Below are 6,669 nucleotides of genomic sequence, written 5' to 3' on the forward strand. Positions count from 1 at the left end.
CCGGCTTCGCCGTCCCGCGGCGGCGGGGATATCCGTGTCGAATTCCCCGCGGCCGGTGCCGCACCGACCTCCGGCGCCCGCCCTCCGGCAGCGGTCACCGCCCCCGGGCCGGCCCGGGCCTCGGCACCCCGCCGCGGCCCCGCTCCTCTTCGGCGAGGTGCGCCTCCACCCGTTCCCGGAGCCGCCCGATGTCCTCCTCGACCAGCGCGTAGAAGTCGCGGAGCTCCCGCAGCCGCCGGCCCCGGCCCGCCCCCTCCTCGTCGCCGACCAGCACCAGGCCCTCCTCCGTGAGCGCCCGCACGGCGCCCGGCAGCCGCAGCCGCGCCCGGACGAGCTCCCGCCGGTGCCGGGCGTCCGGCAGCCGGTAGACCGGTGTCGGACTGTGCGGCGGAATGGACCGCTGCACCAACTGGACCGCCACCAGCAGCCGCAGCGGAGCGTCCACGTCGGACCGCTGCACCCCGAGCGCCTCGGCGATCTGCCCCGCCGTCCGCAGCTCCGGATCGCAGACCAGCAGGTACCCCACGACCTGCCCCGACAGCCGCGGCAGCCCCGCGGAGGCGAACACGTCCCCGAACTTCCCGGCGTACCTCGCCATCTCGGCGCGGGACGGCTCCCGGACGGTGTTCCGGCGCATGGCATCCTCCCTCCGACCAACCCGGCGAAGCCCACCCGCACCCAGCTCACGGCCTCCACCGGCCCCTTGCTCCCATTCTCCCCCTCCTGCCCAGCCTGCTCCCGGCGATCACCGCCGCGATCCAATCGGGCATCGCTCGCCGTTCGGGTGAAGCGTCCCATACGGGCAGGTCAGTACGGCTTTGCTGCATTTTTCGTAAGGTGCCGGGTTTCGGGCGGCAAGGTGGCGGTAGGGCCGATAGCAGTACTGAATCGACCGGATCGGCCAAAGCGTGGACGACGAGGATTCGATGGGTGACGAGCGGGGCGCCGGGGCGCGCGGAGGTGAGCGGCGGCGGCGGCCGACTGCTCGGCAGCGCATCCAGGCGGCTCGTGAGGAGTTCGAGGAGCTGACCGGGGTCCCCGTGGAGTCCGTGTCGGGGCTGGAGCGGACCGACGACGGGTGGACGGTGACCCTGGAGGCCCTGGAGCTGCAGCGGGTCCCCGACACCGTGAGTGTGCTCGCCACCTACACCGTCGAACTCGACGAGGACGGTGAGCTCGTCGGCTACCGCCGCGTCCGCTCCTACACGCGCGGGCGGGCGGGCCGGGCCTGATCGGGCGGCTGGGCCGCGCGACCGGGACGACTCCGCCGGACCCGCCGGGGCGGGCTCCGGGCGCAGGAGCGTGCCGCGCGGCCGGTCCACTGCCTTCCCAGCGCCGGTGACGGCGACAAAGGAGCGCGAGAACCATGACGGTAGTGCAGCAGACAGGCGGAGGAGGCCCCTCGCAGTCCGGCGGCCTCTATGACGTGGTGGACCTCATCCTGGACAAGGGGCTGGTCATCGACGTCTTCGCGCGGGTCTCGCTGGTGGGGATCGAGATCCTCACCGTCGACGTCCGGATCGTCGTCGCCAGCGTCGACACCTACCTGCGGTTCGCCGAGGCGTGCAACCGCCTTGACCTCACGGCTGCCACGAAGTCGGAGACGCTGCCCGAGATGGTCGGCGACATCACCGAGAAGGGCGCGCAGGGCAAGAGCAAGGGCGCGCTGACCGGTGCGGCCGAGGCCATCGGGGAGTCGCTGCGCGGGCGCCTGCGCGACGACGAGGAGGAGCGCGAGCCGGCGCGCGCGCCCCGGGCGCGGAGCTCGCGGTCCAAGAGAGAGGCGGATTGATGAGCTGCTACGTGTACGCGGTCACCCGGGACGGCCACCCGCTGGACATCGACGGGGAGAAGGGAGTCGGCGCGCCCCCCGAGCCCGTGCGGGTGCTGCGCTCCGCCGGACTGGCCGCCGTGGTGAGCGACGCGCCGGAGGGCCTGCGGGCCAAGCGGCGCGACCTGGAGGCGCACCAGCGCGTCCTCGACCGGCTGATGGGCCAGGGGACGGCGCTGCCGATGCGCTTCGGGACCCTCGCCGACAGCGAGGACGCCGTCCTCGCCGAACTTGAGCGCTCCGCGCAGTACTACCGCGGGGAGCTGGACCGCCTCGACGGCAGGGTCGAGGTCAACGTCAAGGCCGCGCACCTGGAGGAGGCGGCGCTGCGCGAGGCGCTGCTCACCGACCCGGAGCTGCGGGCCGCCAACGAGGAGCTGCGGGCGGCCGGCGGCGGCACCCACGACCAGCGCATCGCCTTCGGCGAGCAGGTCGCCGACGCCCTGGAGCGGCTGCGCGGCCGAGACGCCGACCGCGTCCTGGAGGCCCTGCGCCCGCACGCCGAACGCCTCGCCCTCGGACCGCCCGTGGACGGCTGCCTCGCCAACGTGTCGCTGCTGGTCGACCGCTCCCGGCTCCGCGAGGTCGACGAGGCCGTGCAGCGGCTGCGCGCCGGGACCGCCGACCTGATGGAGGTGCGCGTCAGCGAACCGCTGCCGCCCTACAGCTTCGTGGCGCCCCGGCCGCGCCAGGAGCAGTGAGCCAGGAAGCACCGAGAGGAGTCCGCTATGGGACTGCTCAGCGCCATCGCCACTCTGCCGCTCGCGCCCGCCAGGGTCGCCGGGTGGACCATCCGCCGTGTCGTCGACGAGGCGGAGCGGCAGTACTACGACCCCGACGCCATCCGGCGCCAGCTCGCCGAGCTGTCGCGGCGTCTCGACGAGGGCGAGTTGACCGAGGAGGAGTTCGACCGGCTGGAGGACGAGCTCCTCGACCGGTTGGAGGAGGGGCAGGCCCGCCGTGCCGCGGGCGGGACCGGATGAAAGCGAGAGACCCATGGGCAGTACCGCGAAGATCGTGCTGGCCGTCGCGGCCGGCTACGCGCTGGGGCGGCGCCGCAAGTTGAGGCTGGCCGTGGTCCTGGCCGGCTACCTGGCGGCCCGCCGGTTCGGCGTCAACCCGCAGCGGCTGCTCGCCGACCTGCGGGAGGAGATCGCCGGTATGCCGGTCGTCGACGAGCTGCGGGGGCAGGCGAAGGACGAGCTGCTGTCCGCCGGCCGCGACGCTGCCGGGCTGCTGGCCACGAACTGGATCGACCGGGCGTCCGACGCACTGCGCCGCCGCAGCGACGCACTCGAGGGCGTCGGGGACGAGGAGGAGTCCGCCGAGGACCGGGAGGAGCCCGCCGAGGAGCGGGCGGAGGAGCCCGAGCCGGCCGCCGCGGGCCGGGGGCCGGCACGTAGCTCCCGGAGCGAGAGCGGCCGCGGAGGCAAGCGCGCGCCCGAGGCCGCCGCCCGGACGACGAAGCGCGCGGCAGGCCGCACCGCGACGGCAGCCCGGCGCGCCGCCGGCACGCCGCGGCAGCGGCGCGACGACAGCGGCGGTGGAGGCGGTGAGGAACGTGGCTGAGCAGAGCAGCGGACCGATCGGCCGGCTCCGGCAGAAGGCGAACGGCAACCCGGCCACCGAGCGGCTGATGCACGAGCTCCAGCGGTACGCCACCGCCAAGGCCAGCGGCCTCATCGGATCGGCGGCCGACGGGCTGGTCCGGCGGGTCGAGCGCCTCGGCGACCAGGCCGGCGGGGCGGCGGGCGCCCTGTTGGCGGGCGGGAAGAAGCTCGCCGAAGGCAAGGGGCCCGTCAGCGTGCTCGGCGCGCTGGGCAAGCAGGCGGTCAAGGGCCGCGCGGGGGGCCTGCTGAGCCGGCTGCGGGGCGGCCGGGGCGGCAAGCAGCCGATCACCATCGTCGAGGACGTCGACGTGGGCGTCCCGGTGCGGACCGTCTACGACCAGTGGACCCGGTACGGGGACTTCAGCACGTTCACCAAGGGCGTCCGCTCGGTCGAGAGGAAGGACGACGTCTCCACGAACTGGACGGCGAGGATCTTCCTGTCCACCCGCAGCTGGCAGGCCCGCATCACCGAGCAGATCCCCGACGAGCGCATCGCCTGGAACTCGGAGGGGGACAAGGGCACCGTCCGCGGCGCGGTGACGTTCCACGCCGTCACCGAGGACCTCACCAAGATCCTCGTCGTGGTCGAGTACCACCCGAAGGGCTTCTTCGAGAACACCGCCAACCTCTGGCGCGCCCAGGGCCGGCGTCTGCGCCTGGACCTCAAGCACTTCCGCCGGCACATGATGATGCGCGACCGCGACGAACCGGTCGAGGGCTGGCGCGGCGAGATCCGCGAGGGCGAGGTCGTCCGCTCGCACGAGGACGCGGTCGCCGAGGAGGAGCGCGAGGAGGAGGAGCGCGAGGAGCGCGAGCCCGAGGAGGCCGAAGAGGAGGAGCGCGAGGAGCGCGAGCCCGAGGAGGCCGAAGAGGAGGAGTACGAGGAGCCCGAGGAGGAGGAAGAAGAGGAGGAGCGCCCCCGCCGCGTTCCCGCGGCGCGCCGCGAGGAGGACGAGGAGGCGGACCTCGACGAGGACGAGTACGAGGAGGAGCCCGAGCCGCGCCGGCGCCGCACACGCCGCTGAGCACAGCCGGCGGGCCGGACCGCTGACGGAACAGGAGAAGCACTCGTGACCGAACCGACGCCGTGGCGGAGCCAGACCACAGCGGTGCAGCCCTCCGGCGGCGGGTCCAACCTCGCCGACGTCCTGGAGCGCGTACTCGACAAGGGCGTCGTCATCGCCGGTGACATCAAGATCAACCTGCTCGACATCGAGCTGCTGACGATCAAGCTGCGCCTGCTGGTGGCCTCGGTCGACAAGGCCAAGGAGATGGGGATCGACTGGTGGGAGCACGACCCCGCCCTGTCGTCCGCCGCGGCGCGCGAGGAGGACGAACTGGCGCTGGAGAACCGCCGGCTGCGCGACCACATCGCCGCCCTGGAGGGCGAGGACGCGCCTGCCCTGCGGGCCGGCGGAGTCGAGGCCGACCGCGCCGCGGCCCGCCAGCGCCGCCAGGCCGAGGAGCGTGAGCGATGAGCGGGGGCGAGAGCGCGGCCTACGTCTACGCGCTGACCCGCCCCTTCCCGGCCGGGGCGGTCCGCGAGCTGCGCGGAGTGGGGGAGCACCCCGTCCGCCTCGTCGCGGAGGACGACCTGGTGGCGGTGACGAGCGCGGTGCCGCTGCGCGAGTACGACGAGGACGCCCTGAAGGCGAAGCTGGAGGACCTGGACTGGCTGGAGGCGGTGGCGCGCGCCCACAACCGGGTCGTCGACGAGGTGGCCCGGCACGCCGTCACACTGCCGCTGCGGCTGGCCACCGTCTACCGGGGCGACGACCGGGTCCGGGAGATGCTGCGCGACGGACGCCACCGCTTCGGCGCCGCCCTGTCCCGGCTCGCCGGGCGCGTCGAATGGGGCGTCAAGGTCTACGCCGACCCCGCCGCCTCCTCAAGCGCCCCCGGCCCTTCCGGCACCCCGCAGACCGAGGCGCGGGAGAGCCCGGGCAAGGCCTACCTGCGGCGACGCCGCGAGCAGCGGCAGCGGCGCGACGACACGTGGGAGCAGGCGACCGGGCTCGTCCGCGAGGTCGACGAGGCGCTGCGCGGGCTGGCGGAGGCGCGCGAGCAGCACCGGCCGCAGCACGTCCGGCTGACCGGCGAGCGCGGCGAGAACGTGCTGAACGCCGCCTACCTGGTCCCGGCCGAGCGCTCGCAGCCCTTCCTGGACGCCGTCGCGCGGCTGAGGGAGCGCGCTCCCGGGGGCACGAGGATCGAGGTCTCCGGGCCGTGGGTCCCGTACTCGTTCGCCTCGGTGGCCGACGAGCCGGCCGCGGAGACGGCCGGGGGAGCAGCGGGAGGCCCCGCGGACGCCGGGCGGCGCGCCGGCGCGGGCGGCGGGCCGAGTGAGGGGGCGCCGTGACCGACGACGCCTTCCCCATCGCCCGCGACGCGCGGACCGGCTTCCCCGACTCCCGAGGCTCGCTCGCCCGGACGGTGGACGAGGCCCACCCGCTCGCCAACCGGGAGATCTCGCTGGTCGACCTGCTCGACCGGGTCCTCGCCACCGGCGTGGTGATCGGAGGCGACCTGACGATCTCCATCGCCGACGTCGACCTCGTCCGGGTCTCGCTGCGTGCCCTCGTCTCCTCCATCAACGAGAACGTGCCCTCCCCCTGGCGGCACGGACACCCGCTCGTGGGCCTGCGGCCGGACGACCCCGAGGAGCCGCCGAGTGGCCCGTGACCCCGACCACGCGACACCCGGCCGCCGCCCGGAGGAGACCGCGACGTCGGAGGCGGCCGGCGAGGAGCCCAGCCCCCGCGAGGCGGTCGGACGCGCCCTGGACCGCCGGTCCCCCGGAGCGGCGGCCCGGCTGCGGACCGACCCCGAGACCGTCGAGCGTGACCTGATGAAGCTGGTGCTGACGGTCGTCGAGCTGGTCCGCCAGCTGATGGAGCGCCAGGCGCTGCGCAGGGTGGACCAGGGCGACCTCACCGAGGAGCAGGAGGAGCGCATCGGCATGACCCTCATGCTCCTGGAGGACCGGATGACGGAGCTGCGCGAGCAGTACGGGCTGGAGGTCGAGGACCTCAACCTGGACCTGGGCCCGCTGGGCCCGCTGCTGCCCCGCGAGGGGGAGTAGGCCCGGGCGCGCGGCGGCCTCGCGACTCCGGTCCGCCGGACCGCGCCGGGGCACCGGACAACCCCCGCTGGCCGCGCTCTGGGTGTGCTGCGACGACCAGCTCACCCCGCCCCGCAGAGCCCGAGCCCCGCCCGGGCCCGGCGGCG

At 74.8% G+C, this 6,669-nt stretch carries 11 protein-coding genes; 10 read left to right on the forward strand and 1 reads right to left on the reverse strand.

Annotated elements, in window-relative coordinates; genetic code table 11:
- Window positions 1-94 precede the first annotated feature (94 nt).
- Window positions 95-637: a hypothetical protein gene (locus tag DEF28_RS24910; RefSeq protein WP_114399671.1), complete on the reverse strand. Its 543-nt coding sequence runs from the start codon at window positions 635-637 to the stop codon at window positions 95-97.
- 289 nt (window positions 638-926) lie between these two features.
- On the opposite strand from DEF28_RS24910, the gene DEF28_RS24915 reads away from it, so the two are divergent.
- The 10 genes from DEF28_RS24915 to DEF28_RS28635 all read left to right on the forward strand — a co-directional run bounded on the left by DEF28_RS24915 (window position 927) and on the right by DEF28_RS28635 (window position 6,523).
- Complete coding sequence (locus DEF28_RS24915; RefSeq protein WP_114399670.1) at window positions 927-1,232, forward strand: gas vesicle protein GvpO; 306 nt, start codon at window positions 927-929, stop codon at window positions 1,230-1,232.
- 134 nt (window positions 1,233-1,366) lie between these two features.
- Complete coding sequence (locus DEF28_RS24920; protein ID WP_114399669.1) at window positions 1,367-1,792, forward strand: gas vesicle structural protein GvpA; 426 nt, start codon at window positions 1,367-1,369, stop codon at window positions 1,790-1,792.
- On the forward strand, window positions 1,792-2,532 hold the full coding sequence (locus tag DEF28_RS24925; RefSeq protein WP_114399668.1) for a GvpL/GvpF family gas vesicle protein: 741 nt from the start codon (window positions 1,792-1,794) through the stop codon (window positions 2,530-2,532). Before DEF28_RS24920 ends, DEF28_RS24925 begins: the two co-directional genes overlap by 1 nt.
- A gap of 27 nt (window positions 2,533-2,559) precedes the next feature.
- Complete coding sequence (locus DEF28_RS24930; protein WP_114399667.1) at window positions 2,560-2,814, forward strand: gas vesicle protein GvpG; 255 nt, start codon at window positions 2,560-2,562, stop codon at window positions 2,812-2,814.
- A gap of 13 nt (window positions 2,815-2,827) precedes the next feature.
- A complete protein-coding gene (locus tag DEF28_RS24935) occupies window positions 2,828-3,400 on the forward strand; it encodes a hypothetical protein (protein ID WP_114399666.1) in 573 nt (190 codons plus the stop codon).
- Entirely contained in the window at window positions 3,393-4,466 is a 1,074-nt protein-coding gene (locus DEF28_RS24940; RefSeq protein ID WP_233515526.1) for an SRPBCC family protein, read from the forward strand. The genes DEF28_RS24935 and DEF28_RS24940 overlap by 8 nt, the downstream gene beginning before the upstream one ends.
- A 45-nt stretch (window positions 4,467-4,511) precedes the next feature.
- Window positions 4,512-4,919: a gas vesicle protein gene (locus tag DEF28_RS24945; RefSeq protein WP_114399665.1), complete on the forward strand. Its 408-nt coding sequence runs from the start codon at window positions 4,512-4,514 to the stop codon at window positions 4,917-4,919.
- Window positions 4,916-5,800, forward strand: coding sequence for a GvpL/GvpF family gas vesicle protein (locus tag DEF28_RS24950; RefSeq protein ID WP_114399664.1), 885 nt, complete (start codon window positions 4,916-4,918; stop codon window positions 5,798-5,800). The genes DEF28_RS24945 and DEF28_RS24950 overlap by 4 nt, the downstream gene beginning before the upstream one ends.
- Window positions 5,801-5,817: 17 nt before the next feature.
- Window positions 5,818-6,123 carry a gas vesicle protein gene (locus DEF28_RS24955; RefSeq protein ID WP_309485841.1) on the forward strand — a complete coding sequence of 102 codons (306 nt, stop codon included), beginning with the start codon at window positions 5,818-5,820 and terminating at the stop codon, window positions 6,121-6,123.
- Window positions 6,113-6,523 carry a gas vesicle protein K gene (locus tag DEF28_RS28635; RefSeq protein WP_114399662.1) on the forward strand — a complete coding sequence of 137 codons (411 nt, stop codon included), beginning with the start codon at window positions 6,113-6,115 and terminating at the stop codon, window positions 6,521-6,523. Before DEF28_RS24955 ends, DEF28_RS28635 begins: the two co-directional genes overlap by 11 nt.
- The last annotated feature ends 146 nt before the right edge of the window (window positions 6,524-6,669 follow it).

It is taken from the genome of Marinitenerispora sediminis (genome assembly GCF_003336425.1).
Taxonomy (GTDB): Bacteria; Actinomycetota; Actinomycetes; order Streptosporangiales; family Streptosporangiaceae; genus Marinitenerispora; species Marinitenerispora sediminis.